Genomic DNA, 26,545 nt, shown 5'->3' with positions numbered 1-26,545 from the left:
CGATGTTTGAGATTGAAATCGAGGCTCAGTTTAAGGCGGATTACAAACGGACGATGCGCATCCATCCGCAGCTAAAAACCGAGTTTAAGGCGGCAGTTGCAGAGCTTGCGGCTCACGGCTCGCTTCCCGCGGAATATGGTGCCCACGAGCTTTCAAACCCGGGCGGCAACTACAACGGTCACATCGATTTCCATCTATCCGATGGCTTGGTCGACGTGGTCGTTCTCTATTTGCCGCATAAGACTAATCCTGTGATCCGGTTGGTCAGAATGGGCTCGCATGACGAACTGTTTCAGGGTTCGCACGGCTGATTGCTCGCTTATGATTCGCGAGGGAATAGTAATTGATTCACGAGCGATTGAGCAAGGCAGCTCCTATTCCACCGCAACAGCTGGGGACGTCCCGTTCGTGGCTGCGACCTCCGGTTCTCCTCTTCGCTGGATTTCGCTTAAAAGCTCGGCTGCAACTTCGCTGCTTTTGAAACGGATGCTGCAGTCTTCTTTCTTAGGAAAAGCCAGTAATGGAATAGCTCCGTACCAGACGGTTTCCTCGTCAATTACTGACGCGCACAGGCGCCCTTCGGCTTTGATGGAATAGTCGACGTTCATCTCGGCAAAAATCGCTTTTACGTCATCGCGCGGAGTCGAGGCAATTGAAATCTCAAGGGCAATCCCACGGACAATAGCGCTCGTGAGCGCGGCGGCGAGCTTCGCGAGGCATGCGGCGGATGCGTAGGGCGCGGCAATAAAAATGCTTTTCGTTGCGCTTGCGATGTCGTCCGCTAAAGCCTCCACGGCTGTTGCCGACCTAACGAGGATGTTTCGATCGGCCTGTTTGTTGTCATTTGCTGCAAAGACTTCATACCCCAGCTTGGCATAGGTCTTGAGTCTCTTCTGGTACATACGCGCGAGCATGGGTATCGACAAATCAACATAGTCGAATATCTCAACCCGCTGCTTGCCCTCGTGACTTCTATGTAGTCTGCCTGCCTGCTGCGTTATGCTGCCGTCCCAAGATATCGGTGTGGCAATGAGCAGAGTGTCAAGGTAAGACAGGTCGAAGCCCTCGCCCAGAAGGCCTTCGGTTGCGATGATAATTCGATGCTCATGCTCGAAGCCGGGAAGGCTGTTCAGTATTGCCTTTCTTTCTTTGGCGTCGATTTCTCCGGTTAAGAGTATGGGTTCGTGTCCGCGGCTTTGAAGCAGCCTATATAGCTCTTCGGCATGTTTTTTCCTTTTGGATAGCACAAGCGAATGTCGACCGTTTGACGCGGTATCGAGGGCATCGTCGACAATTGCTTCGTTTCTCGCTGTGTGCGCACACAGGAGATCGAGAACTTGATTAAAGGACGCCCCTGGTTTGTAGGCGGGTAGTCGAACTCCGGTAAAACGCGGCCTAACAACGCGCTGAATTCCCTGTTGGATTGCTTGCGTTTTTGGATCAATGACATGGCGAAGCGGGCCGCAGAGCATTGAGAGTGCTCGCGTGAGTCCGTCCGAGCGTTCGGGCGTCGCAGAAAGGCCGTATACATATTTGGCTGGAGCGGACTTGAGGACAAGCTCAAGCTGTGGTGCGGCTGCATGGTGACATTCATCACAGATGACGAGGCCGTAATCACGAACGAACTCCTTGGCTATTGGTTCTCCGGTCTGGGGGTCCTTGCTGGACAGAGACTGGAATGAAGCAATGTCGATGAGATGGCTTATGGCGGTTTTACCTCCTCCGATTTGGCCAATGAGCGGCGGCTGCCTTTTACTGATTCGTCCTTTTGGGGTTCGGACTGGCTTTCTGTTATCAGTAATGTCGATAAACCGTTCGAGCTGGGATTTCCATTGGGCAATGAGCGCAGTCTTGGGAACGATGACGAGCGTTGGAAGACCGATGGTAGCAATAAGATAGGCTCCGATGACGGTTTTGCCGAAACCCGTCGGTGCAGACATGATTCCGTCTTCATAGCCGAGCATCTGTTCGGCGGCAATTTGCTGTTCAGGGCGAAGAGTCCCTTTAAATGCCATCACAATTGGATTGCCAGACTTGCGCTTGTCAGAATAGTGGGCAGCAACGCCGGCTTCTTGAAACAGCCACTCAAGCTGAGCCTTGCAGCCTCTGGGAATCGCGACGCAGCTGTCTCTAAGTTCGCTGAGGTCTATGTACCGCGGTTTGCCGAATACCGATTGATGCATAGATTGCGCGCGGAAGAATTCTGGGTTGGCAAATGTTGCAAGCCTGCGAACTTCCATTTGAGCTGCGGGACTCAGAGATTTTTCGGGGATATAGAGCATATCGGCCTGCGTGACGGACAGCGATGACGGGAAGTCCTGCGGCGTGAGCGGAAGCCGCTTTCGCGGCCTCTGAGAATGTGGCGCGGCGGTGTTTCCCACCACTGCAGCAGATATTCCATGCGGTTTATTGTCGATGCTCTCAATCAGATTTTGCACTGTTGCATGTGGAATCAGCTGAATTTGCGAAAGGTAAAGCCATTGATCGGGAAAGGGCTCAAATTGCTCGTCAACAAATACACTGTTCCCTTTTCGCTGCGCTTTTCCTTGAAAAGGCAGTGCTATGAGATTTCCAAAGCCGCCCTCAGGAATGGTGGACTGCGCGGGCAGCATCCGGTCAAAAGCTTCAAAGGTGATTGTCTTGTTGAGCGCCGCTGCTTCGGTGATAAGGCTGCTTCCAAATTCTCGTGCGATCTTTGCGCTGGTGAGCTCTAGGAAGAAAAACCAGACATGTGTGCCGTTACCTGATCTCGATCGCTCGACCGCAGCATCGATTCCATGGTTTTTTGCGACACGCCGAATGGCGTTTGTCGCTTCTTTCCAATCGGCTCCGTCAAAGTCGATGACCAGGACTTTTGTGTTGCTGTCATTATCGAGAACATATTGACCTATGACGTCTCGGAGTCTGTCGTCACTGCCCTTGAAATGGGAGATGATCGCGGTATCGCTCAACTCGGGGAAGACGCGGTTGCCACATTCAGCGCATTTGGATTTCTGACGATTTGCTTTGGGACAAATGCCTGACTTCCACTCGTTTGCGCAAGCGGGCGTATAGCCGATTCCCCCGTCTTTTCTGCGGTACCCATGGGCGTAAACATCTTTGCGGCCAGTAAAGAGATTGCGAAAGAGCTCGAGTTTGTCGCGCGCTGGACTCGCACTGGTGACGATACCCTCGACCTGCGTCCGTCTATCGAAAGATGTGCCAGCTTTCTCCCATTCTTCGAGCGTTGCGTAACGGATGTCTGGGCCATTGCTGCAGATGACGATTTGGCCGTGCGGCTCAGATACATGAACGACTGCTTCCTTGAATTGGAATACCGTGTCCCCGATGAGGGCGTATTGATGCGTGACGGTGCTCATGTAAATGCCGTTCTTGTTGGGGTTCATTAAAATGAGAGTACGTTACTTTGGTTTTTGGGCATCCGATTCTGATTTTGGTTCGGTGATAGTGGAGTGCGGCTCCGTGAGTGGTGTTTGGCTGGTGCTAAAATATGTGGCAGCTGTTATTGAGTGGGTTTTAGCGGCTGCGGGGCGAGCTGGAGATCCTGGGAACTGCCTTCGAATAGGACCGGTGGGCAAAAAATGGCAAATATGAGTACTGTTGTTGCGACAGTATCATATCATCTGTAAAGTATTTAAGACCAATCGAGTGAAATCGAATATAACCAACCCTCTAAACATGACGATTTGGGGCATTATGGCGCTCGAAATTGGCGGTGAGATGCAAATTCAGCCAGATTTCGCTGCTACTAAATTTGTAGCAGTACTCATATTTGCCATTTTTTGACCAAGGGGTATCGCAAGGGGGTTGGATAAAGCATCGATCGCCTGCAATGGCTCAATTGGGCAGTTGTGCGGCAATTGAGTTGCGGCGTAATGGGAAGCTATTCGCAGCCTTTCGACTAAAACGGTCCCTTTACCGCCGCCATTCCTAAAGAGATGCCGGCGCGCCTTAAGTTGGGGCGTGCCGGCGTGATGGCTTTGCTGTGGCTGGGTGTACCTCGGCTGTTCGACTGTCCCAGCTTGTCCTGTCTAGCTAGGCAGACCTTTCTTAGCGTTTAACGTTTGCCCAGATAAAACCTGCCAAAATAAACCTGTCCCTAATTGGCAGGTTGGTAGCGGGGGCAGTAGCTGATGGCGATGGCATCGACGCCTACGTGGGTGGCGATGGTGCAGCCGATGGGACCGGTGCCCGCATCGACGCAGTCCTGGCCCGCGAGCGCCTGGTTGACGAGCTCTTGCTCTTCGACGGCGCCGGTTGTGAGCACGCGTACGCTCGCGCCCGGATGCTCGGCCAAAAAGTCGAGGCAATCTGCCATGGTGTTGGCAACGATGCGCTTGGCGCCGCGGCCCTTTTTGATGACTTTGATCTCGCCCGATTTCCACTCCGGCGAAACGGCCAGGCGAATGTTGAGCATCTGAGTGAGGTGGCCGGCAAGCTTGGGCGCGCGGCCGTTCTTAACAAGGTTCTCGAGTGTGCGGGGAATCACTAGCAGGTGGGCGTCGGGCAGCGTCGCGCGGATCTGCGCCTCGGTCTCGTCCAAGCTGCGGCCGTCATCGCGCATGGCGAGCGCGTATTCCACCAGCAAGCCCTCAGCGCCCGAGCCGGTGCGCGAGTCGACGCAGCGCACGTCGAGCTCATGGGTGTCAGCCACCAGACATGCGTTGGCGTAGCAGGCGGACCACTCGCTGCACAGCGAAATGAAGATGGCACTGTCGTGGCCGTCGGCGAGCACGCGGTCAAAGAGCGCCTTGAACTCGCCAGCGCTCGGCTGCGACGTGTGCGGCAGCTGCTTGGAGCCGGCCATGCGGGCGACGTACTCCTCGGCGGTAATCTGCATCTGGTCGAGCAGGTCCTCGCCTTCGATAACCACATGCAGTGGAATCACGTAAATGCCGAGTTCTTGGGCGCGGGCGGGGGAGATGTCCGACGTGGAGTCGGTTATGATGGCAAAAGACATAATTGCACCTTTCGTCGGGGCGCTTGTGTGCCGCCTTCTGAGAGCAAAGTGCGACAAGTATAGTGGAGTTGTTCCGCATTGCTAGGTTCAATTGTTGAATAGTCAACAGTTTTTAATGTTGGTGTGGAAATCATCAACTGGGGAAGAGGGATGCCGATGGGGGCACTGGAGATATGCAGGCGGCCGGTCGTGCTGTTTGATTTCGATGGTACGGTGGCCGATACGGGCCGGGCGGTGATGACCTCGACGCGCAAGGCGCTGACTGCGCGCGGGTTTTCGGAGGCGCAGATGGGTGACCTGCGCCGTATGATCGGGCCGCCCCTGTGGAAGAGCTTCCACGACTTTTACGGCTTTACGCGTGAGGAGTCGCTCGTGGTGGCCGACGAGTACCGTGCCTTTTTTGACGAGCTGGGTCCGGAGGAGTATCCCGTGTTCGATGGGATCCCCGCGCTGCTCGATGGTCTTGCCGCTCAGGGACATCGCTTGGCCGTGGCGACCTCTCGTATGGAGGCGAAGTGCATCGACATGGTGCATGAGCTGGGGCTTTGCCAGTTCGAAGCCGTGGTCGGCATGAATCCGCCGCAGGGGCGCGAGACCAAGGCCGATTCGATCCGCGACGCCCTGGCGGCGTTAGGCGCGCGCGCCGACGATGCCGTGATGGTTGGCGACCGCTTTAACGACGTCGAGGGCGCGCACGCAATGGGCGTGCCGTGCATCGGCATCTATTCGGGCGCGGCGGCGCCGGGCGAGCACGAGGCGGCGGGTGCCGACGCAGTGGTGCACTCGGTGGCCGAGCTTGCTAAACTTTTCGCTATCTAGGGACTTAATGTGAGGGGCGGGCGTGCTCGCCGCTCATTGGTAAGGAGGTCGTCCATGAATCAGGTGGAGCAGAGTGTTGCCGAGTACGTCGACGAGGTCTGGGAGGACGTCGTCGCCGATATCGAGCAGCTGGTGAGCTACCCGTCTGTTGCCGTTGCTGCCGATGCGGAGCCCGGTGCGCCGTTTGGCCGCCCGGTCCGTGACGCGCTCGATTGCGCGCTCGGCATCGCACAGAACCTCGGCTACCAGACGAGCGACGACGAGGGCTATGTGGGCATTGCCGATATCCCCGGTCGCGGCGACAAGCAGCTCGCGACCATCTGCCACGTGGACGTGGTGCCCGCCGGCCCGGGCTGGAACACCGACCCGTTTGCGATGGAGCGTCGCGAGGGCTGGCTGCTCGGCCGCGGCGTGATCGACGACAAGGGTCCGGCGGTACTGTCGCTCTACGCCGGCGCCTATCTGCTCAAGCACGGCATTACCCCGCGCTATACCTTCCGCGCCCTGCTGGGCTGCGATGAGGAAGTGGGCATGTCCGATGTTCACCATTATCTGGAGAACCACGCAGACCCCGACTTTTTGTTTACGCCCGATGCCGAGTTCCCGGTCTGCAATGCCGAGAAGGGCCAGTTTGGGGCGACGTTCGTGAGCTCCAAGATTGACGGCGGGCGCATTGTGTCCTGGGGCGGTGCCGAGGCGAGCAACGCTATTCCGTCGCAGTCTATCTGCGAGCTTGCGATTGCCGCCGATGAGCTGCCGGCGCCCGTTGAGAACGCCGACCGCCTGGAGATCACGGCGCTCGAGAACGGCCATGCCCAGATTTTCGCGCACGGTATCGGTGGCCATGCTTCGATGCCCGAGGGGACGATCAACGCCGTTGGCCTGATCGTGACGTACCTGCGCGAGGTCGAGGACGCGTTTGCCGCACGCGACGAGCGCTTGCTGACGCCTGCCGAGCATGAGTTTGTCAAGTTTCTGGCCTTTGTACATGCGGATGCCTATGGCCGCGGCCTGGGTATCGACGCGACGAGCCCCGCGTTTGGCCCGCTCACGTGCAACCCCGGCGTCATCCGCGTGGCGGATGGCCACATTGAGCAGGTCATCGACGTGCGCTTCCCCGATAGCACGAGCGCCGATACCATCCGTGGGCAGCTCGAGCCGCTCGTGGGCCGCTTTGGCGTGACGTATCGCGTCGGCCGCGCCAAGGTACCGTTCTCGGTCTCTGCCGATGATCCGGCCGTGAAGGCGCTTATCGATACCTATAACGAGTTCACCGGCAAGCATGCCGAACCCTTTGCCATGGGCGGTGGCACGTACGCACGCAACTTTGCCCGCGCCGTGTCGTTTGGCCCCGAGGAGACCGGCCTGGAGCTGCCCGCATGGGGTGGCCAGATGCACGGCCCCAACGAGTGCGCCAACGAAGAACAGCTCAAGCAGGCGCTCAAGATCTACATCGTGGCGATCCTGCGTCTCAACGAACTCGAACTTTAAGGTTACGCGGTTTTACCAAACCGCGTAACGGGTCGACGCTGCAAACGCCCCTAAGCGGCAATCTGACGTTCAATCGTCGGTCGCGTACCGAAGTACGCTTCCCTCCTCTTTCACGTCACCTTGCTCGCTTAGGGGCGTTTTCGCTGACTTATGCTCAACCTGCGGGGTTTCCAAGGTAGTCGTTGGGTGTTCTTAAATGGCTAGTCAAACAAGAACGTCCCCGATGACTAGTCGTTTAAGAACGTCCCCAATGACTACCTTGTAAAAGGTGGACCATGCTTGTCGGCGGGTTTGTTATTTGTTTGTAAAGCTGAACCGCGCTTGCGGTAAGGGTCTATCAAATGCCCGTAAGAAAGCGCAGTTGGCGCGGGCGTTGCCTGGTCGGGAACGTATCTTTCCATACAGCAAAGCGGGCAGGGTGCCCGCGAGTCGCATGTATGAAAGGAAGATCATGCTCGATCAGGCTTATTCTCGTCGTCAGTTCCTCGGCCTCGCTGGTGGTCTTGCCAGCATCGTCGGTCTCGGTCTCGTTGGTTGTGGCGGTTCCAATGCCGCTGACACCGCCAAGGGCAGCGTCGCCGCCGAGTCCGTCTCCGGCGAGGTGACCTACGACGGCGCCTCTTCGTTCCAGGCTCTCGTCGAGGCTGCTGCTGAGAAGTTCATGGATGCCAACCCCGACGTTTCCATCTCCGGTTCGGGCAACGGTTCGGGCAAGGGCCTGACCGCTGTCGCCGCCGGCACCGTCACCATCGGTAACTCCGACGTCTTCGCCGAGACCAAGCTCGAGGCCGACCAGGTCAAGAACCTCGTCGATCACGAGGTCGCCGTCGTGGGCATGGGCCCCGTCGTCTCCAAGAACGTGACGGTCGACGATCTGTCCCTCGAGCAGCTCAAGGGCATCTTCTCTGGCCAGATCACCAACTGGAAGGAGGTCGGCGGCGACGACGCCACCATCGTCGTCCTCAACCGCAAGGCCGGCTCCGGTACCCGCGCCACCTTCGAGGCCGCCGTCTTTGGCGACGAGGCCGTCGACTTTAAGGGCGACGCCGAGCTCGACAAGTCCGGCGACGTCCAGACCCAGATGGCCAGTACCGACAACGCCATCTCCTACCTGGACTTCTCGCACTTCGACGGCTCCAAGTTCAACGCCGTCAAGGTCGAGGGCGTCGAGCCCAAGAGCAAGAACGTCACCGACGACTCCTTCAAGATCTGGGCTACCGAGCACATGTACTGCGCCAAGGACGCAGACGAGGCCACCAAGGCCTTCCTGGACTTTATGCTTTCCGACGACGTCCAGGGCAAGCTTGTCGAGGAGCAGGGCTTTATCCCCGTCTCTGCCATGAAGGTCGTCAAGGACGCCAGCGGTAAGGTCTCCGCTAAATAGGTAATCGCCCCCGGAAAGGTTTGCAATGGCAAAACAGCTGCCAAAGCGCGACCTTGAGAACGTGGGCCTGGGCGTCACGGGCGCGTGCGTAGCGCTCGTGACGCTTGTTGTTGCCGCGCTTATCTTCATGGTCGCCCAAAAGGGCCTCTCGGCTTTTGTTAAGGATGGCGTTTCGGTCGTCGAGTTCTTCACTGGTACCAAGTGGGACCTGGCTAACACAGCCGAAAACGGTCTGCCTTACACCGGCGCCCTGCCCCTGATCGTCACCTCGTTTGCGGTCATGGTACTCTCCACGCTCATCGCACTGCCCATCGCTATCGGCTCTGCCATCTTTGCGGTCGAGATCCAGCCTAAGTTTGGTTCCAAGGTCTTTCAGCCGCTTATTGAGCTTTTGACCGGTATTCCCTCGGTTGTCTTTGGCCTGATCGGCTTTCACGTGGTCGTCGGCCTTATGAAGAGCGTTTTCCACGTAAGCACGGGCTTGGGCATCTTGCCCGGCGCCATCGTGCTGGCCGTCATGATCCTGCCGACGATGACCACGCTTTCGGTCGATGGCCTGCGCGCTGTGCCCGATAGCTACCGTCAGGGCTCGCTCGCGCTGGGCTACACCCGCTGGCAGACCATCTGGCACGTGGTGCTCAAGTCCGCCATGCCGTCGCTCATGACTGCGGTCATCCTTGGCATGACGCGTGCCTTTGGCGAGACGCTCGCCGTGCGCATGGTCATCGGCGGCATCGAGGCCATGCCGACGTCGCTGCTGTCGCCGGCGTCCACCATCACCACCACGCTCACCACGTCCATGGCGGTCTACGCCGAGGGCTCGGCCCAGGACGACGTCCTGTGGGCACTCGGTCTGCTGCTGATGGGCATGAGCCTCATCTTCATCCTGATCATCCATCTCATTGGCCGCAAGGGGGCGAAGGCTCGTGGCTAGCACGCGCATCCACATCGACGAGGCGAGGCTCGGGCGTGTCCAAAAACAGGATCGCATCGCCACGGGCGTGCTGACGGCGATCGTCGCCATCGTCATGCTCATCGTCATCTCCATGGTGGCCTATATCCTGTTCGAGGGCATCTCGACGCTGTTCCAGCCGGGCTTTCTCACAGAGCCGTCGCGCGCCAACGGAACGCAGGGCGGCGTGCTCTACCAGCTGTTCGACTCGTTCTACCTGCTGCTGATCACTCTGATCATCTCGGTGCCCATCAGCCTAGGCGGAGCGGTCTTCCTGGTTGAGTACGCGCCGAACGGCCCTATCCGCGACATCGCCTCTACCGCCATCGAGACGCTGTCCTCGCTGCCTTCCATCGTCGTCGGCATGTTCGGCTTTCTGGTGTTCTCGGTGCAGCTGGGCTGGAAGTACTCCATCATCTCCGGCGCTGTCGCGCTCACCATGTTCAATATCCCCATCCTGGTGCGCGTGATCCAGCAGGCGCTCGAGGACGTGCCACAGGCCCAGCGCGATGCATGCCTGGCCATGGGCCTTACCCGCTGGGAGGCCACGCTGCACATCCTGATTCCCGAGGCCATGCCCGCCATCGTGACCGGCATCGTGCTTTCGGCCGGCCGTGTGTTTGGCGAGGCCGCAGCACTGCTCTTTACCTCGGGTATGAGCTCGCCGGTTCGCCTGAACTTCTTGAGCTTTAACCTGTCGAGCCCCACCTGTGCCTGGAACGTGTTCCGCCCTGGCGAGTCGCTCGCCGTGCATATCTACAAGATCTATGGCGAGGGCAGCCCCGAGGCCCAGCAGATCGTCTGGGGCACCGCGGCGCTGCTGATGATTTGCGTGCTGCTGTTTAACGTAGTCGCCCGTATCGTGGGCAAGCAACTGGCAAGGAGGATGACGGCCGAATGAGCGAGATGAGCACAACGCCCGCAACCGAAGCAGCATCGTCCGAGACCCGGGACTTCCTGTCGAGTGTGGGGGAGAGCGAGAAGCGCGTGCGCGTGAGCGGCAAGGCCGCGAGCGACGAGGTCGTGCTCTCTACCAAGGACGTCAACGTGTACTATGGCGACCACCATGCGCTGTACGACACGTCGCTCGACTTCCACAAGGGCGAGATTACGGCGCTCATCGGGCCTTCGGGCTGCGGTAAGTCGACCTTTTTGCGCAGCCTCAACCTTATGAACCGCGAGATTCGCGGCTGCCGCGTGGAGGGCGAGATTAACTACCGCGGACGCAATGTGAACACCAGGACCGAGAACACGTACGAGCTGCGCCGTTCCATTGGCATGGTGTTCCAACAGCCCAACCCGTTCCGCAAGTCCATTCGCGACAACATCACGTTTGCGCCTAAGCGCCACGGCATCACCGACCGCGACGAGCTCGATCGCATGGTCGAGGAAAGCCTGCGAGGCGCGGCGCTGTGGGACGAGGTCAAGGACAAGCTCGACAAGAGCGCCTACGCGCTTTCGGGCGGACAGCAGCAGCGTCTGTGCATCGCGCGCACGCTGGCGCTCAACCCAGACGTGATTCTGTTTGATGAGCCCTGTTCGGCGCTCGACCCCATCTCGACGCTGGCGATCGAGGACCTGATGTCTTCGATCGTTGCCGACCGCGCCATCGTCATCGTGACGCACAACATGGAGCAGGCGTCGCGCGTGTCCAATCGCACGGCGTTCTTCTACATGGGCGATATGGTTGAGTACGACGAGACCGACGAGATTTTCCAACGGCCCAAGGATAAGCGGCTGAATGATTACCTCACCGGCATGTTCTCCTAGTCCGGGACATGCTTGAGGCCCGTGGCGGCCATGGTTGCCGTGGGACTGATTGGAGAGGCGGGTCATCTCTTTTGCGAGATGGCCCGCCTTTTTGCTCTGCGACCGAATCGACCACCACAAAGGGGACAGGCACCTTCGTGGTGGTTTGGGGTGGGGCTCGCTGCTATCATGGACAACGTTGAATTTCTACGAAGGAGCAGGGCATATGGCGATTCTTTTGGGATGCGATTCCGTCAGCCTAGAGTTTCCCACCAAGCATATTTTCGATAGCGTGACGCTCGGCGTGGGCGAGGGCGACCGCATTGGTATCGTCGGCAAAAACGGCGACGGCAAGTCGACGCTGCTGAGCGTGCTCGCCGGCACGCTGGAGCCCGACGACGGCCGCGTGACGCATCGCCGCGGCACCACGATCGGCCTGCTCGGCCAAAAGGACGACCTGGTCGATACCGACACAGTGCACCATGCCGTCGTTGGCGACACACCGGAGTACGAGTGGGCTTCGAGCCCCCGTACGCGCCAGATCCTCGCCGGCCTCATTAGCGATGTGCCCTGGGAGGGCACGGTGGGCGAGCTCTCGGGCGGCCAGCGCCGTCGCGTGGACCTCGCGCGCCTGCTGATTGGCGACTACGACGTGCTCATGCTCGACGAGCCCACCAACCACCTGGACATGCGTACCATCAACTGGCTCGCGCGTCACTTAAAGGCTCGCTGGCAGCGTGGTCAGGGCGCGATGCTCGTGGTCACGCACGACCGCTGGTTCTTGGACGAGGTCTGCACCAGCATGTGGGAGGTCCACGACGGCCAGGTCGACCCCTTCGAGGGCGGCTACTCCGCATATATCCTGCAGCGCGTGGAGCGCGACCGCATGGCCGCAGTCACCGAGGAGCGCCGTCGCAACATGGCGCGTAAGGAGCTCGCGTGGCTGAGCCGCGGCGCCCAGGCGCGTTCCACCAAGCCCAAGTTTCGCGTGGATGCCGCTCGCGAGCTCATCGCCGACGTGCCGCCCGTGCGCGACGAGCTGGAGCTCAAGCGCCTGGCGGTGAGCCGTCTGGGCAAGCAGGTTATCGACGTGGTCGACGTGGATGCCGGCTATGCGGATGTCGATGGCGCGCCCAAGCAGGTACTCTCCGACGTGACCTGGTTCATTGGTGCGGGCGACCGCTATGGTCTTTTGGGCGAGAATGGCGCTGGCAAGTCGACGCTGCTTGATGTGATCCAGGGCAAAATTGCGCCCACGCGCGGCCGCGTGAAGATTGGCCAGACAGTGCGCTTTGGCGTGCTGTCGCAGCAGCTCGAGGAGCTCGAGCCCTTCATGGGCGACACGATTCGCGAGGTGCTCAGCAACTATAAGAAGTACTACGTCATCGACGGCAAGGAGACTTCGCCCGAGAAGCTCTGCGAGCGTCTGGGCTTTACGACGCAGCAGCTCTGGAGCCGCATCGGCGATCTTTCGGGCGGCCAGCGCCGTCGCCTGTCGCTGCTGCTGACAATCCTGGACGAACCCAACGTGCTCATCCTGGACGAGCCCGGCAACGACCTGGATACCGACATGCTCGCGATTGTCGAGGACCTGCTCGACGGCTGGCCCGGCACGTTGATCCTGGTGACGCACGACCGCTTTTTGATGGAGCGCGTGACCGACCAACAGTGGGCGCTGCTCGACGGCCACCTGACGCATATGCCCGGTGGCGTGGACCAGTACCTGCGCCTGTGCAACGCTACCGCCGAGGGCGAGCCCGTGGGCGCGCCGAGCGCCAAGACCGGCACGTTTGACACCGGTGCCGCGGCAGCTGCGGCCGAAAAGCCCAAGACGAGCGGGCAGCCCAATGGCCTTTCCAACGCCGAACGTCAGAAGCTCCGCCGCGAGGTGAGCTCGCTCGAGCGCAAGATGGAGACGCAGCGCGCTCGCGTTGAGGAGGCCGAGGCCGCGATGGCCCAGGTCGATCCCACCAACTACACGGCGCTCGGCGAGCAGCAGGCAAAGATCGACGAGGCTCACGCCGCCATGGACGAGCTGGAGATGGCGTGGCTCGAGGCGAGCGAAAAGCTCGAGGGCGAGGAGTAAGCGAGAATGATCAAAGCCGCGTTTTTCGATATCGACGGTACGCTGCTGAGCTTTAAGACCCACCGGATTCCGGCGTCGGCGCAGCAGGTGCTCGACAGCTTTCGCGAGCAGGGGATTGCGTGCGTGATCGCCACGGGCCGTCCGACCTACCAGATGCCGGACTGGCTGTTCGACCTGGGCTGGGATGCGTACATTACGCTTTCGGGCCAGCACTGCTTTGATGCCGAGGGAGTTTACCGCAGCTGCCCGATCGATCCGGACGACGTTGCGGTGATTGTGGACCAGGTGGCGCAGGGGCGCTACGACTCGCTGTGCATGCAGGGCGAGAACTCGTTTGTGAACCGCCTGTCCGAGCGCGTGGTGACGGCTGGCAGCAACGCGGGAATCGTCTACCACGAGGAGCCGTTTGAGCACGCCTTTGACGCACCGGTCTACCAGTTCTGCGCCTTTGTGGACCCGGCCGACGAACATATCGTGACCGACGCCGTGTCGCATTCGCTCACCACGCGCTGGTGCGACCTGTTCTGCGACATTATTCCCGCTAACGGCGGCAAGGACCTGGGCGTGGCGGCGACGCTCGAGCGGCTTGGTATCGACGCGAGCGAGGCGATTGCCTTTGGCGACGGCGAGAACGACCTGTCGATGTTTGCCGCCGTGGGCACGAGTGTGGCCATGGGCAACGCGCAGGACACCGTGAAGGCAGCAGCAACCTACGTGACAACCGCCGTGGACGACGACGGAATTTACAACGCCGCAAAGCACTTTGGGCTGCTATAGCTGCGGCTCGGCACTTGGGGACGGTCCTTTTCTGCCGGCAGCTGGGGACACTCCTTGCGGGGCGTTCCCATTTTGTTTCATCCCGCACGTTTTGTGAAACACGGCTAACTTTTAGGTAAAGTAGTAAGACATGGGCAACTTTTGCGGTAAAGTAAGCCGTGGAAAGTATCCAACGGCTAACTAGCAATCATCGCGAAAGGCGGCCCATGGCCCTACGTGAATCCGGAGAAGACTATCTCGAATCGATCTACGTTCTGTCGGAACGTCAGGGCATCGTGCGCTCGATCGACGTCGCGGAGTACCTCGGCGTAACCAAGGCGAGCGTTTCCAAGGCCATGGCGACGCTGGAAAGCAACGGCTATGTCGAAATGGGCAAGCGCGACGTTCATCTGACGGAGCGTGGTCTGGAGGTCGCTCGCCAAATGTGGGAGCGTCACTGCTTTTTCGTGGGGCTGCTGGAGGATGCGGGTGTTTCGGCTGAGGTCGCGTCGCAAGAGGGCTGCTACATGGAGCACTGCCTGAGTGAGGAAAGCTTCGAGAAGCTGAGGGCTATGCTCGCCAGGGAAGAGACGTCGAACTCAACAACGGAATCCTAACAGGTCCTCAGTAGCGCGGAGTTCGCGCAAAGCGCGAACCAGCGAAAAGGGGATAGAGACTTCTAGCAGAAGGGACTTTCTCCGAGTCCACAGTAAACCTGTCGGGATGTAGCATCCTTTCAGCAGCGCCGCCCTTCCATCCCAAAGAGACGCGTCTCCCGCGCCGAAGGCGCGGGACAGCGGCCGGGACGAAAGGTCCCGCCAACCAAATTCAACTCAGACAAGGAACCTCGCCAGCAAGCGATGCCCAAGAACCGCCAGCTGTGTCAATGCAGGCCGGGACCGGGCTTGGTTTTGAAAACACTCCGCAGCGCGAGGCCCGTCTTTCCGTTGCTCCGTAGGAGCAGGAAAGACGGGCCTCATGCGCGAGGACGTTTTCAAAACCAAGCCCGGTCCCGGCCGGACAGCCCACGAACGCTACAGGTTCTTGACACCCATCGCGCGCATGGTGTTCAGGATAGCGATGATCGCCACGCCCACGTCGCCAAAGACAGCGAGCCACATGTTGGCGATGCCGAGCGCCGCGAGCACAAGGATCAGCAGCTTAATACCCAGCGCAAAGATGATGTTCTGCCAAACAATCGACATGGTCTTGCGAGCCACGCGGATCGCGCGGGCGATGTTGGACGGCTTGTCATCCATCAGCACGACATCCGCCGCCTCGATCGCAGCGTCGGAGCCCATGGCGCCCATGGCTATTCCGACGTCGGCTCGCGTAAGCACAGGCGCGTCGTTGATACCGTCGCCGACAAAGGCGAGCTTGCCCTTGCCGCTTTCGGCCGCGATCAGCGCTTCAACGCGCTCGACCTTGTCGCCCGGCAGCAGCTGCGCGTGGAACTCGTCGAGGCAGAGCTGCTTGGCCACCGCAGCAGCCACTTCCTCGCGGTCGCCCGTGAGCATGACGGTGCGCTTGACGCCGGCGGCGTGCAGGTCGCTGATCGTCTGCTCGGCATCGGCCTTGACGGTGTCTGCAATCACGATGTGGCCGGCGTACACGCCGTCAACGAGCACATGCAGAATCGTGCCGACGACCTCGCAATCGGGCGCTTCGACTCCGGCCGCGGCGAGCATCTTTGCGTTGCCAACGACGACGTGCTTGCCGTCGATGGTTGCCGTCACGCCATGGCCCGCGTCGTTGGTGGAGTCGCTTACGCGCTTGGGGTCGACCTCGCCCTGGTAGGCGACACGTACGGACTGCGCGATGGGGTGATCGGAGAACGACTCAGCAAGGGCTGCGACTTCGAGCAACGACTGCTCGGTATAGCCGGCCTCGGGGTGTACCGCGACCACCGAGAACGTGCCGTTGGTGAGGGTGCCCGTCTTGTCAAAGACGACGGTGTCCACGTCGGCGAGCGTCTCGAGGTAATTAGAACCCTTGATGAGAACGCCCAGCTTGGACGCGCCGCCGATGCCGCCAAAGAAGCTCAGCGGCACGCTGATCACGAGCGCGCACGGGCAGCTGACGACCAGGAAGGTCAGGCCGCGCAGGATCCAGTCGGACCAGGCGCCGGTGACCAAGCCGCCGCCGAGCGCGAGTACCGCGGCAGCGCCGGTGACGGCGGGCGTGTAGATGCGGGCAAAGCGCGTGATGAAGTTCTCGGTGCGCGCCTTCTTTTCGCTGGCGTTTTCTACGAGCTCCAGGACGCGCGCGACGGTGGACTCGCCAAAGGGCTTGGTGGTGCGCACGTGGATGAGCCCCGTCATGTTGATGCAGCCGCTGATGATATCGTCTCCGGTTTTGGCCGGGCGGGGGACCGACTCACCGGTAAGGGCGGCGGTGTCGAGCTGGGTTTCGCCTTCGACGATGACGCCGTCGATGGGCACGCGCTCGCCGGGCTTGACCACGATGACGGTGCCGACGGCGATGTCATCGGGGAAGACCTGTTCGAGTGTGCCGTCGGGTTGTTCGACGTTGGCGTAGTCGGGTGCGATGTCCATCATGGCGCTGATCGATTTACGGCTCTTACCCACGGCGTATGCCTGGAACAGCTCGCCGACCTGGTAGAACAGCATGACGGCGGCGCCTTCGGCCATGTGCGGATCGGTGTCGGGGAAGAGCACCATGGCAAACGCGCCGATGGTCGCGACGGCCATGAGGAAGCTCTCGTCGAAGGCCTTGCCGCGGCGGATGTTATTGAATGCCTTTTGCAGTACGTCGTAGCCGGCAATCAAAAACGGCACGAGGAACAGCACAAAGCTGGCGTAGATGTCGCCCGGGGTGCCGAATGCGGCAGTGAGGGTGCCGAGCTCATCGAGGGCGTACACCACGGCAAAAATGCCCAGCGCTACCAGGATGCGGTTGCGCTTATGCTCGAGTGACTCTTTTTTCTTGCGCTTCTTCTTTTTCTTCTTGGGGTCGGCGGTGGCCATGACTCGTATCCTCCCATTTGAATGTATGAACACTCGCTCATACAATTTCGCGAGCAAAGGCCGCGGCAAGCGCGGCCTTGCGTGTTGGCGTAAACCTGGGCTAGAGAATGATCTCGCAGTCCGGCTCGGCGTCGGCGGTGAACTCCACAACGCGGTCGAGGACCTCGTCGAACTCGGCTTCATCGGCCTCGAGCGTTAGCTTCTGGGTCATAAAGTTGACCGAAACGGACTTGACGCCCTCGAGCTTGGCCAGCTCGTCCTGAAGCTTACGCGCGCAGTTGGCGCAGTCGATCTCATCGAGCTTAAACTGCTTTTTCATGGTGGGTTCCTTTCCCTGTATTTGCGGCTTGGGTGCAGGCCGCGCTGGTACCGTGGTTAGTCGCTATTCGCAGATGTGGCTCATGCCCTGGTTGAGCATGGTGTAGACGTGGTCGTCGGCGAGCGAGTATAGGATATTGCGCCCGTCGCGCCGGAATTTAACCAGGTGCGACTGCTTGAGTGTACGCAGCTGATGCGACACCGCGGACTGCGAGGTTTCGGTCGCTTCGGCGATGTCTGCCACGCAGAGCTCGCGGCCCATGAGGGCATAGAGGATCTTGATGCGCGTGGTGTCGCTGAAGACCTTGAACAGGTCGGCGAGGTCGTAGAGAAGTTCCTCGTCGGGAAGGTCCTCGGGCGAGCAGGTGGTGGGGATTGCGGGTTCGGTGGCCTCGATGTCGGGTTTCGTTTCATCAACGCGGATGCTCATTGCAATATCCTTTCATATGAACACGCGCTCATATAACTTACTTCCGATTATATGATCGCATGTTCACATGTCAATACAATTTGCGATAATTTCGATGGCTGCTTGCCGCCTCTGCGATTTTCTGTGGGTTGGGATGCATCGACGCAATGCTCGCCAACATATTTTGAGATGTTCGGCCAGTATGCTAAGATAGCCGCCTCGAGAAGCATTAGAACTGTTCATATTTGTACTTTATCTTGTTAAATACCGTGAGAATCAGTTCTTTCTCTACGGGAGTTCCTGCAGAATCAGTTTTATCTAAAGTTATATTGAGCATTGCCGCGGCAAATCCGGCACATCGGCGGCCGAATAAGTCGAAAAATGTAGGTGGACATCCGCAGAGATTGACTTTAGAAGAGTGAATTCTCAATCAGATCAATAATCGTGTCGTCTTCCGTGCGGTTTTCATCGTTTTTTGCGGACATGTCGCATTCCCAAGGCCCATTGATTTCTTCAGCAAGGGCCCCGACGTGTTGCATGTCGTCGGGTTCGGGCACATCGTTGATGCTCGGGTCATCAGCTTGCGGATATTGGCTTGCAATTTCGCGCTTGGCGGACTCTTCTTCTTTGAGAGCCTCCAGGACGCGGCGACTGTATTCGAAGTAGCGCCGCAAGACAAATTGACGAAGAGTTTCTTGCAGGATGGCGAAGTTATCCGGGAGTCGACCAGGCCAGATCTTCTCGCGAATGCGAATCGCTTCCATGACCCGTCTAAAAGCGGACTGCTTGAAAAACGAATGACGACTAACTGTGATAACGGCATATCCCATGTTTCGCAGCGTGTTGCGGCGTTCCTCGTCAATTGATTGCTGCTCGGGCTCGTCGTGGTAAAAGCCGTTGTATTCGATATCGGTCATCGAATTCTCGAGCAGCGCGTCGAGGTAGAAAACCATCCGTCGCGTTAGGGCGGCGTATCTTTTGGGGACTGGGATCGGATAATCCGTTTTGATAGCGCGTATGGCTAAGCCACCCATTGACTTGGGCATCGTCAGCATCATGACAAACGCCGTTTCGAGTGGGGAGCGACAGCCTTCGCGTACATAAGAAAGTGCCTTAAGGGCTTTATTAGATCCACGATACCCCGACGCCTCTGAAAAGAAGGCTCTGAGCTCTTCAGCGCTGGTTAGGGCCGGGCGCTCGCGATATTGAGTTTCGTTGGAAGTTTCAAGCGCGTAGGAGCCGCAGATTTCAAAGTAATACTCAACGAGCTCCGAAAGGTTGAGGTCGGCTGTTGCTTCTAACGCGCACAGCTTGATATCGACGATGTAGACGTTCGGCTCGAGTTCTAGGTAGCTTTCTGCATCAAACGTATAGCGCGTGCAGTGGCAGATGCAGCCCTTGCGGTGCCTTTTGGAATTATTGGAGAACGTCAGCACATGGATGCTTTCAGAATCGACATTCTTTCTGTTGAGCCATGCTCGTGCCGCTTCCAGGTCGGATGTGGTCGGCGCAGACGCCCTGATCTTTTCCATAGGTATGGGATCGGTCGCGTAGCTTGCGAGCGAGTTGGCTGTTTGGTATACAGCGCGTGCCGTGGTATGTGACAGAACGATTCCCATACGCGCATGATGGCATAGCGGACGCCACATGCGCCCGAAACTTCGGGCAACGGTATTGGGGTGCGGCTTATCTTCTGCGAACGGTGGGTTTTTGAGCTGTCGTATTGAGGGGGGCAGCTTCGGCCGGGGAGGTTTCTGCCAGCTGCGCCTTTTTTGGTGAACTTTAGTTGCGGGTTCGTAGCTTCTGGGCGTTTAACCGACCGCCCAGATGCCTCACCAACATAATTTGAGTTATTCGGCCTTTTCTTATACGAATGGTGCGATTACAATGTCCTATTTGAATTGATTCAGGTAGATTAATGGGGCTTGGTTGCGAAATTAAGGCGACTACAGCGCTCGATTGCGGTTCAAGGGGCCTTGACTAGTGGTTCAGCTGGCCGAACAACTCGAAAAATGTAGGTGGGCCAACCTGTCGACTGTGTGAAGCATGCGTATTTGCTTGTTTTGATGAAAACTAGGGTGCAGCCATAAGGCTGCGCCCTAGTTTATTGCGTGCCGGTGCGCCCAGACGGATTGCGCTGTGCCTGGCAGGCGCTCCCGCAGATGGATCGGTTATTTCGCGAATAGGTTCTTGAGGTTGAACTCGGCTTGGACGGTGCGGAGCATGAGGTCGGTGTCGTCCAGACCCAGATGCTGCTCGTTGGCATCGGCGGCGAGGGTTCCGCGGCGGCGCGCCCAGTTCTCGAGCGCGGCGGGGGCGGACTCGCGGGGGAGCGAGCGGACGTCGGCATCCAGGCTGCGGCAGATCTGGCGCGAATCGATGACGATAATCTTGCCGGCACGGCGCGCCTCGGCGTAACCGTCCAGGTGAATTTTGAACCAGCTGTCCTCGAACGCGGCGTTATGCGCCATGTACGGGTACTTCTTCATAAGCTTGAGCAGCTGCTTCTGCAGCTCCTTGTTCTCGCGGAATGGCTTTTTGCCGTCGATGTCGTCCCAGGTGATGTGGTGGATATTCGACAGCGGCACATCTTCGCCGCGGTAGATGTCGGGCAGGCCACAGTAGTGCGCCTCGGCGTCATGCGGGACGGCGTCGCTAGTGAGTTCCATGATCTCCCAGCCGACGTTGATGATATAACCGCGTTCGGGTGCACGGCCGGTGGTCTCGATGTCGATACCGAGCACGGTGCCCTGGATGGGCTTACGGGCGTAGGCCACGCCGAGCGCGTCGCGGTCGCCGCGGATCTCGCGCATAACGGACGCGGCGGTGCGCTTTTGCATCTTGCCGATGGCGGCGCAGGTGTCGGTATCGGACAGGCCGCGCGAAAGCGTCGCGGGCGTCACGTTGCGCAGGCGCGCCTCGCCGATCTGGTCGCACAGGTCGCGGTTGCGGTCGGCTAGGTCGCGCACGGTGGCAAAGTCGAAACCGGGGTCGCCCTCGGCGGTAAAGTACTCGGTTTCGAGCACCTTAAGGGCCTCCTCGCCCTTCTGGCGCTCGGACTCCATGGCGCCGTGATCGCCATAGATAAACATGGGAATAAACGGCTGGCGCTCGTATTCGAGTGCTTGCGAAACGTTCATAGGCTGCTCCTTGGACGGGCCGCGTCGCGCGGCTCGGGGTTACTGAGTTGTGGCGAGATGATAGTTTACCATGGGCAACTATTGGCACCGCGCCCGGGACTACTACAATACCCTAGTTGACCGCTAGGACTTTTACAATGCTGCCGAAAGACACGAAAGGTTCCATCCGTCATGGATTTACTGATAGATATTCTGCTCGATGCCGGCAAAGACACGCTCTCGCTGGTGCCGTTTTTGTTGGTGACGTACCTTGCGCTCGAGACGCTCGAGCATGTTGCGGGCGACCGCGTTAACGGCGCCATCAAGCGCGCTGGCGCTGCGGGCCCCGTGGTTGGCTCGTTGTTGGGCATGGTGCCGCAGTGCGGCTTTTCGGCCATGGCGGCCACGCTGTACGCCGGTCGCGTCGTGACGCTGGGCACGCTGGTTGCGGTGTTCCTCTCGACCTCAGACGAGATGCTGCCGCTGTTGCTAGCCGAGCAAGTTCCCGTGCAGACCATGGCGATGCTTTTGGCTTCGAAGGCGCTGATCGCGCTGGTCACGGGCTTTATCGTGGATGCCGCCATTCGCGGCCTGCGTCGTAACGCTCGCGCGCATGCGGCGATTCGCCGTACCGTGCTGGGAACCGCGGCCAACCCGGCCCACGTGAACTGCGCGCACGATGACCACACTGGCGGTGACATCATCGACGAGGTGGCCGAGGCGGGCGTGAGCGCCGACCACATCCACGAGTTGTGCGAGCGCGACCATTGCGGCTGTGATGAAGACGAGGACGAGCACGAACACGGACATGGCCACGATCACGGTCATGAGGGCGAGCATGAACATCATGATGGCCACGGTCGCTCCCACTCACACGAAGGTGCGCCCGCCGTGTCGATTATCCGCAGCGCCATCTCGCATACCGTGCAGGTATCGGTATTCATTTTCCTGGTGACGCTGATTCTGGTCGCCGTGCTCGAGACCTTCGGCGAGTCCGCAATCGAGCAGTTCCTGCGCGGCAACGAGACGCTCGCCGTCCTGGGTTCGGCGCTTGTCGGCCTGATCCCCAACTGTTCTGCGAGTGTGGTCATCACGCAACTGTACCTGGAAGGCGCGCTGCAGCTGGCCCCGATGCTCGCCGGCACGCTCATCTCTGCCGGCGTGGGCTACCTGGTGCTGTTCCGCACCAATCGCAGCGCCCGCGAAAACGTCCTGTTCCTGATCATGATGTACGTCATCGGTGCCGGCTGGGGCCTCATGCTCTCCGCCGTTGGCCTCTAAGTTGATTTTTGGAGAATGCCTTAAAATCTACCATCATGACCTGGGCATTTCTCGAACACAAAGCAAAAAGGTAGATTTTTAGGCATATCCCAAAAATCTACCTTGGTCAGCGTAGCAGCTCGGTGAGGTTGCGCTTAAAGCGGGCGCGATCTTCGCTGGCGAAGGCTGCCGGCCCGCGGGTGCGACCGCCAGCGCGGCGCACCTTCTTTTCTTCGTGACGAATAAACAGCTGCATATCGATGGTCGCTTTGTCGTAGACGCGCCCGCGCACGCCGATGGCGGCGGCACCGCGTCCGAGCACCATGCTCGCCAGACCTATGTCCTGCGTCACGACTACGTCGCCAGTCTGCAGGCGCTCAATAATGGCAAAGTCGGCGCTATCGGCTCCCACACTCACATCGAGCGTCGTGACCCAAAAGCCCCGACGCGCATGCTCGGCGTCGCGCGGATCGTCGCGGCGAATGTGGCGTTCCAGGTTTTGCGTGCTGTTGCCGGCGATAACGACGGCAACGCCCGCCCTCCGCGCGCAGTCGATCGACTCGCGCGTGACCGGGCAGGCGTCGGCATCAATAAAAAGCGTCTTTGACATCTAGCGCACCAGTTTGCCAAATTGAATAGCGCGAACAATCAGTGTCACGCCAAACACCAGCAGCGCGGCGCCGCTAAAGATGACGAGCATCTTTGCCGACCACAGCGGATAGATAAACACGAACATGCCCGCAATGATGGAGAGTGCGCCGCTCAGGATGGCGAGGGCGCGGTTGGCGGAAAGTTCGGATTCCAGAATCGACATGACGCCCTCGACGATCCAGCCAAAGCCGGCGACGACCACTACAAGCGTGGTGAGCGTCGCGGTCGAGAAGGCCTGATTGCGCAGGATTATGACGCCACCCAGAATGATGAGCAGGTTGGCGAGGATGCTCGTGACGCGCCAGCCGGCGGGCAGCAGCGGCTCAAAAATGGCGGTGAACAGCCTGACGCCAGCCGTGATCACAAAGTAGAAGCCCAGTACGGTCGTCAAAAAGACGAGGGTCTTAGCGGGTGCAAACAGCAGCGCGATGCCGGCGATGAGCGCGATGACACCCGTGGCGGCGTAGATCCAGCGCACGGCTTTAATCGCCTTGCCTGCCATGCTCTTCTCGTCAAATCCAAACAGACTCGATTGTTGGTCGTCATTCTTAAAGATGCCCATGAGGCCTCCTTTCCGTGCGGCGTAAGCCGCGATCGTTACAACCAGTATCGCCTAAAGGCGCTGGCGTATGGGCCGGGGAGGGCGAAACGCAACCCAAAGGCCCCGATTTGTTTCCGTTGTTCCCCACGTTGCGATTTTCTATTCAACAGGTGTAGAACATTGCAGCTCTGTTCGTTATTGCCTGCGTTTTAGGTTAGATTTTCCTAAGAACAATTGGCTTTTTGGGGGTCCCTATGAACGAAGCAGTTCCCGTGGTGCCGTTGAGCGCCGAGTCGATGGCAAAGCAGGGTTGCGAAAAGCTTGGCCTGGATGCGTTTGATGCGCTGATCCGTCGCGCCCGCACATGCCGCCGTTTTGACGAGTCCATGCGCGTGCCGCGCGAGTTTTTGCTCGAGCTGGCAGAGCTGGCGCACCTGGCTCCCTGTGGCGCCAATGCTCAGCGCTTGCGTTTTCATGTGGTGAGCGGTGCCGAGGACTGCGCTCGCGTGTTTGACGAGCTCGCATGGGCCGGGGCGCTCAAGGACTGGCCGGGTCCTGCCGAGGGCGAGCGCCCGACCGGCTACATTGCAGTTCTTGCCGAGCGCACCGTTCCCGGCAAACCCGCCGCGCCTATCACCGAGGTCGACACGGGCATCGCGGCTCAGACGATGATGCTCGCCGCGCGCAGCGCAACGCCTGAGGTGGCGGCTTGCATGTTCAAGGCCTTTACGCCCCGCGCGATCGATGCGATGGGGCTCGACGGCGACAAGTATGAGCTCAAGCTGATCATGGCTTTTGGCGTGCCGGCCGAGACCCAGGTTATCGACGCGATCGATTCCAACCCCGACGGTTCTATTAATTACTGGCGCGACGAGGCGCAGGTGCATCACGTGCCCAAGCGTCCGCTTGCCGACGTGCTGGTGTAGTTGCGTCGTTGCGGCGCGATTCGGCGGCAAGCCACCGCAAAGGTGCCTGTCCCCTTTGTGGTGGTGCGAGAGGAGGGCGTGTGTCCGATCTGTATTTGGTTCGGCATGGGCAGACCGAGCTTAACGTGCGGAACATTTTGCAGGGCTGGCAAGACTCGCCGCTCACGGAGTGCGGGCGCGAGCAGGCACTGGCGACGCGCGCGGCGTTTGAGGCGCGCGGCATCTCCTTTGACCACGCGTATTCGTCTCCGTTGGGTCGGGCGCGCCACACGGCCGAGCTGATCGTTGGCGAGGATCTTCCCATAGAGCCGGTCGATGATTTGCGCGAGTGGCGCCTGGGCACGCTGGAGGGCACATCAAATCGCGATATGCCGCCGCAGCCCTGGGGCGATTATCCGGTGGCCTTTGGTGGCGAGTCGGAAGGCGAGCTTCGGGCGCGTATGGTCGCGGCGCTGTCCCGCATTATGGCCCGACCGCAGCACAACTGCGTGTTAGCAGTCTCCCACGGCTCAGCCTGCCAGGAGTTTCTTAAGTATGTGACTGGCGGGGGAGAGCAGCCCGACAACGGTGCCGTGCTCCATTTTGGCTATTGCGACGGGGCGTTTTCGCTCCTTGATTGGTAACGAACGGAAGGACCCCCTATGAATAAAGACTTGTATCTGGTCCGTCATGGACAGACAATATTTAACCTTAAGCGCATCATTCAGGGGTGGAGCGATTCGCCGCTTACGCAGTTGGGCTGCGACCAGGCGGCGCGCGCCGGCATGTTCTTGCGAGCGCGCGGCATTGAGCCCGATCATGCCTACACCTCGACGCTGCATCGCACGGAGCAGACCATCGCCAGCCTGTGGCCGGGCCTTGCCTACGAGCGCCTGGATGGCCTGCGCGAGTGGTTCTTTGGCGACTTTGAGGCCGAGCGCGTGATGCTGATGCCCGAGCGTCCGTGGCGTGACTTCTATCGCCAGTTTGGCGGCGAGGGGCAGATGCGGGTGCGTGAGCGCATGGTGGCGACGTTGACCGATCTGATGCGACGCCCGGACCATTCGTGCGTGCTCGCGGTGAGCCACGCCTCGGCCATCAAGGAGTTTTTGGATCATGTGAGGGGAGCGGCGGCCGACGAGCGCGAGCGTGTGCCGGGCAACTGTTCGGTGCTGCACTTTGCGTTTGACGATGCGACCGAAACGTTTGAGCTGGTTGAAGTCTTTACGCAGGAAGATTATGCGCGTGAGCTGGGTCTTGAGCCGTTGACGGCGGCAGCGGGTCCACAGCGCGGGTAACGCAGGCGTGACGATACGGGTCGCCGACATACTTGCTCGATGCAAAAGGGGCGGAGATGCATGCGCTGGCATTGCATCTCCGCCCTTCGTTTGTTGGACTGCCGAGTCTTTGCGCTAAGCGTTTAAGTCCTGCTAGTATCGTGCAATCTGGTGAGTGAGCAGACCCGTTGGAACCTGCGGCGCGCCGCCTGCGACCTGCGCGGCGGGGAACAGCACGGAAATGACAAAGTTGAACGGCTCCTTGCCCGTGTAGGTGCCGGCCGCGCGGGCCTCGTCTGCCAAGAGCTGTGCCGCCCCTGCCAACGCGGCGACATAGGCCGGATCGTCTGCGGGGGCAGGCTCCGGTGCCTGGTCGAGCATAGCGTGGATGGCGGCAACGGCGTCATTGCGTTTGACCTCCCACACGCGATGCGTAATGCCGGCGGGGTCGGTGACGGCATAGAGCGACGCGCCCTCTTTGGCGGCGCCGAGGATGATATCCATGACGGGCGAGGCTTCGTAAGCAAGCGTTACAGGGCGAGGCTGCACCTTAAGCTCGGTGATTGCACGGGCGGCCGCTGCTACATCTGCGGAGGCCGCGTCGCCGTCACAGGCCGCGTCGTCGCCCGCCAGCACGCTGACCGGGCAAATCGCCACAACGCCCGTCACGCGCCCTGGCTCTCCGGAGCATTCGTACACGTAATATGCCGAGCCCGGATCTTTGAGCATGAGCCCGTCGGCAATGGCGTCGCGCAGGGCGTCGTTGCCACTCAGGATGCCGCCCATCTGCGGCAGCGCTTCGAGCACGCGATCCTGGGCTGGGCGGATGCAGGGAAACGGAAGTGCTTTCATGGGCGGTCCTAACGCGCGAGTCGGTTTGT

Annotated in this window: 24 protein-coding genes; 14 read left to right on the top strand and 10 right to left on the bottom strand. The window is 59.8% G+C overall.

What is annotated here, in order from left to right; genetic code table 11:
• Nucleotides 1–2: 2 nt before the first annotated feature.
• On the top strand, nt 3–311 hold the full coding sequence (locus DXD94_RS02505) for a type II toxin-antitoxin system YafQ family toxin (protein WP_117734477.1): 309 nt from the start codon (nt 3–5) through the stop codon (nt 309–311).
• Between the two features lie 63 nt (nt 312–374).
• Here the strand turns inward: DXD94_RS02505 and DXD94_RS02500 are convergent, their stop codons facing one another.
• Nucleotides 375–3,359, bottom strand: a complete 2,985-nt coding sequence (locus DXD94_RS02500) for a DEAD/DEAH box helicase family protein (protein WP_158564776.1) — start codon at nt 3,357–3,359, stop codon at nt 375–377.
• A gap of 740 nt (nt 3,360–4,099) precedes the next feature.
• Complete coding sequence (locus tag DXD94_RS02495; RefSeq protein WP_117763137.1) at nt 4,100–4,960, bottom strand: DegV family protein; 861 nt, start codon at nt 4,958–4,960, stop codon at nt 4,100–4,102.
• Between the two features lie 156 nt (nt 4,961–5,116).
• Here DXD94_RS02495 and DXD94_RS02490 point away from each other — a divergent pair, with 156 nt between their 5' ends.
• The 9 genes from DXD94_RS02490 to DXD94_RS02450 all read left to right on the top strand — a co-directional run bounded on the left by DXD94_RS02490 (nt 5,117) and on the right by DXD94_RS02450 (nt 14,814).
• A complete protein-coding gene (locus tag DXD94_RS02490; protein WP_233540299.1) occupies nt 5,117–5,779 on the top strand; it encodes an HAD hydrolase-like protein in 663 nt (220 codons plus the stop codon).
• A 54-nt stretch (nt 5,780–5,833) separates the two neighbouring features.
• A complete protein-coding gene (locus tag DXD94_RS02485; protein ID WP_117763135.1) occupies nt 5,834–7,270 on the top strand; it encodes a M20 family metallopeptidase in 1,437 nt (478 codons plus the stop codon).
• A gap of 451 nt (nt 7,271–7,721) precedes the next feature.
• Nucleotides 7,722–8,654 (top strand): phosphate ABC transporter substrate-binding protein, encoded by a 933-nt coding sequence (locus tag DXD94_RS02480; protein ID WP_117763134.1) that lies wholly within the window; start codon nt 7,722–7,724, stop codon nt 8,652–8,654.
• A gap of 25 nt (nt 8,655–8,679) precedes the next feature.
• Nucleotides 8,680–9,588 (top strand): phosphate ABC transporter permease subunit PstC, encoded by a 909-nt coding sequence (pstC, locus tag DXD94_RS02475; RefSeq protein ID WP_117735562.1) that lies wholly within the window; start codon nt 8,680–8,682, stop codon nt 9,586–9,588.
• The gene (gene pstA, locus DXD94_RS02470) at nt 9,581–10,507 is read left to right on the top strand and encodes a phosphate ABC transporter permease PstA (RefSeq protein WP_199406657.1); all 927 of its coding nucleotides are present in this window, start codon (nt 9,581–9,583) and stop codon (nt 10,505–10,507) included. The genes pstC and pstA overlap by 8 nt, the downstream gene beginning before the upstream one ends.
• Complete coding sequence (gene pstB, locus DXD94_RS02465; RefSeq protein ID WP_199568353.1) at nt 10,504–11,376, top strand: phosphate ABC transporter ATP-binding protein PstB; 873 nt, start codon at nt 10,504–10,506, stop codon at nt 11,374–11,376. Before pstA ends, pstB begins: the two co-directional genes overlap by 4 nt.
• Before the next feature lie 205 nt (nt 11,377–11,581).
• On the top strand, nt 11,582–13,441 hold the full coding sequence (locus DXD94_RS02460) for an ABC-F family ATP-binding cassette domain-containing protein (protein WP_117763133.1): 1,860 nt from the start codon (nt 11,582–11,584) through the stop codon (nt 13,439–13,441).
• Between the two features lie 6 nt (nt 13,442–13,447).
• A complete protein-coding gene (locus tag DXD94_RS02455) occupies nt 13,448–14,218 on the top strand; it encodes a Cof-type HAD-IIB family hydrolase (RefSeq protein WP_117735566.1) in 771 nt (256 codons plus the stop codon).
• Nucleotides 14,219–14,424: 206 nt separating this feature from the next.
• Nucleotides 14,425–14,814, top strand: a complete 390-nt coding sequence (locus tag DXD94_RS02450; protein ID WP_117735567.1) for a metal-dependent transcriptional regulator — start codon at nt 14,425–14,427, stop codon at nt 14,812–14,814.
• A 417-nt stretch (nt 14,815–15,231) separates the two neighbouring features.
• Here DXD94_RS02450 and DXD94_RS02445 read toward each other — a convergent pair whose 3' ends face one another.
• From DXD94_RS02445 to DXD94_RS02425, 5 genes are all read right to left on the bottom strand, one after another.
• Entirely contained in the window at nt 15,232–17,184 is a 1,953-nt protein-coding gene (locus tag DXD94_RS02445; protein WP_199406658.1) for a heavy metal translocating P-type ATPase, read from the bottom strand.
• Between the two features lie 100 nt (nt 17,185–17,284).
• Nucleotides 17,285–17,503, bottom strand: coding sequence for a cation transporter (locus DXD94_RS02440; protein ID WP_117735568.1), 219 nt, complete (start codon nt 17,501–17,503; stop codon nt 17,285–17,287).
• 63 nt (nt 17,504–17,566) lie between these two features.
• Nucleotides 17,567–17,932, bottom strand: a complete 366-nt coding sequence (locus tag DXD94_RS02435) for a helix-turn-helix transcriptional regulator (RefSeq protein ID WP_055285819.1) — start codon at nt 17,930–17,932, stop codon at nt 17,567–17,569.
• Nucleotides 17,933–18,321: 389 nt separating this feature from the next.
• A complete protein-coding gene (locus DXD94_RS02430) occupies nt 18,322–19,443 on the bottom strand; it encodes a hypothetical protein (RefSeq protein WP_117763132.1) in 1,122 nt (373 codons plus the stop codon).
• A gap of 639 nt (nt 19,444–20,082) precedes the next feature.
• Nucleotides 20,083–21,051: a 3'-5' exonuclease gene (locus DXD94_RS02425; RefSeq protein ID WP_117634974.1), complete on the bottom strand. Its 969-nt coding sequence runs from the start codon at nt 21,049–21,051 to the stop codon at nt 20,083–20,085.
• A 171-nt stretch (nt 21,052–21,222) separates the two neighbouring features.
• On the opposite strand from DXD94_RS02425, the gene DXD94_RS02420 reads away from it, so the two are divergent.
• Nucleotides 21,223–22,311 carry a putative manganese transporter gene (locus DXD94_RS02420; protein ID WP_117763131.1) on the top strand — a complete coding sequence of 363 codons (1,089 nt, stop codon included), beginning with the start codon at nt 21,223–21,225 and terminating at the stop codon, nt 22,309–22,311.
• 106 nt (nt 22,312–22,417) lie between these two features.
• On the opposite strand, the gene DXD94_RS02415 is transcribed toward DXD94_RS02420, so the two are convergent.
• Entirely contained in the window at nt 22,418–22,900 is a 483-nt protein-coding gene (locus DXD94_RS02415; RefSeq protein ID WP_117763130.1) for a DUF188 domain-containing protein, read from the bottom strand.
• Entirely contained in the window at nt 22,901–23,503 is a 603-nt protein-coding gene (locus DXD94_RS02410) for an HdeD family acid-resistance protein (RefSeq protein WP_117763129.1), read from the bottom strand. It abuts the gene before it with no gap.
• 233 nt (nt 23,504–23,736) lie between these two features.
• Between DXD94_RS02410 and DXD94_RS02405 the strand changes: the two genes are divergently transcribed.
• From DXD94_RS02405 to DXD94_RS02395, 3 genes are all read left to right on the top strand, one after another.
• On the top strand, nt 23,737–24,408 hold the full coding sequence (locus DXD94_RS02405) for a nitroreductase family protein (protein WP_117735574.1): 672 nt from the start codon (nt 23,737–23,739) through the stop codon (nt 24,406–24,408).
• An 80-nt stretch (nt 24,409–24,488) separates the two neighbouring features.
• Complete coding sequence (locus DXD94_RS02400; protein WP_117763128.1) at nt 24,489–25,031, top strand: histidine phosphatase family protein; 543 nt, start codon at nt 24,489–24,491, stop codon at nt 25,029–25,031.
• 18 nt (nt 25,032–25,049) lie between these two features.
• Nucleotides 25,050–25,685: a histidine phosphatase family protein gene (locus tag DXD94_RS02395; RefSeq protein ID WP_117735576.1), complete on the top strand. Its 636-nt coding sequence runs from the start codon at nt 25,050–25,052 to the stop codon at nt 25,683–25,685.
• Nucleotides 25,686–25,817: 132 nt separating this feature from the next.
• Here DXD94_RS02395 and DXD94_RS02390 read toward each other — a convergent pair whose 3' ends face one another.
• Nucleotides 25,818–26,516 carry a DUF1015 family protein gene (locus DXD94_RS02390; protein WP_117763127.1) on the bottom strand — a complete coding sequence of 233 codons (699 nt, stop codon included), beginning with the start codon at nt 26,514–26,516 and terminating at the stop codon, nt 25,818–25,820.
• Between the last annotated feature and the right edge of the window lie 29 nt (nt 26,517–26,545).

This window comes from Collinsella sp. TM10-22 (assembly GCF_003466125.1).
Taxonomy (GTDB): Bacteria; Actinomycetota; Coriobacteriia; order Coriobacteriales; family Coriobacteriaceae; genus Collinsella.
Note: the sequence above shows the minus strand (reverse complement) of the source record. Positions and strands in the feature narration are given on the sequence as shown.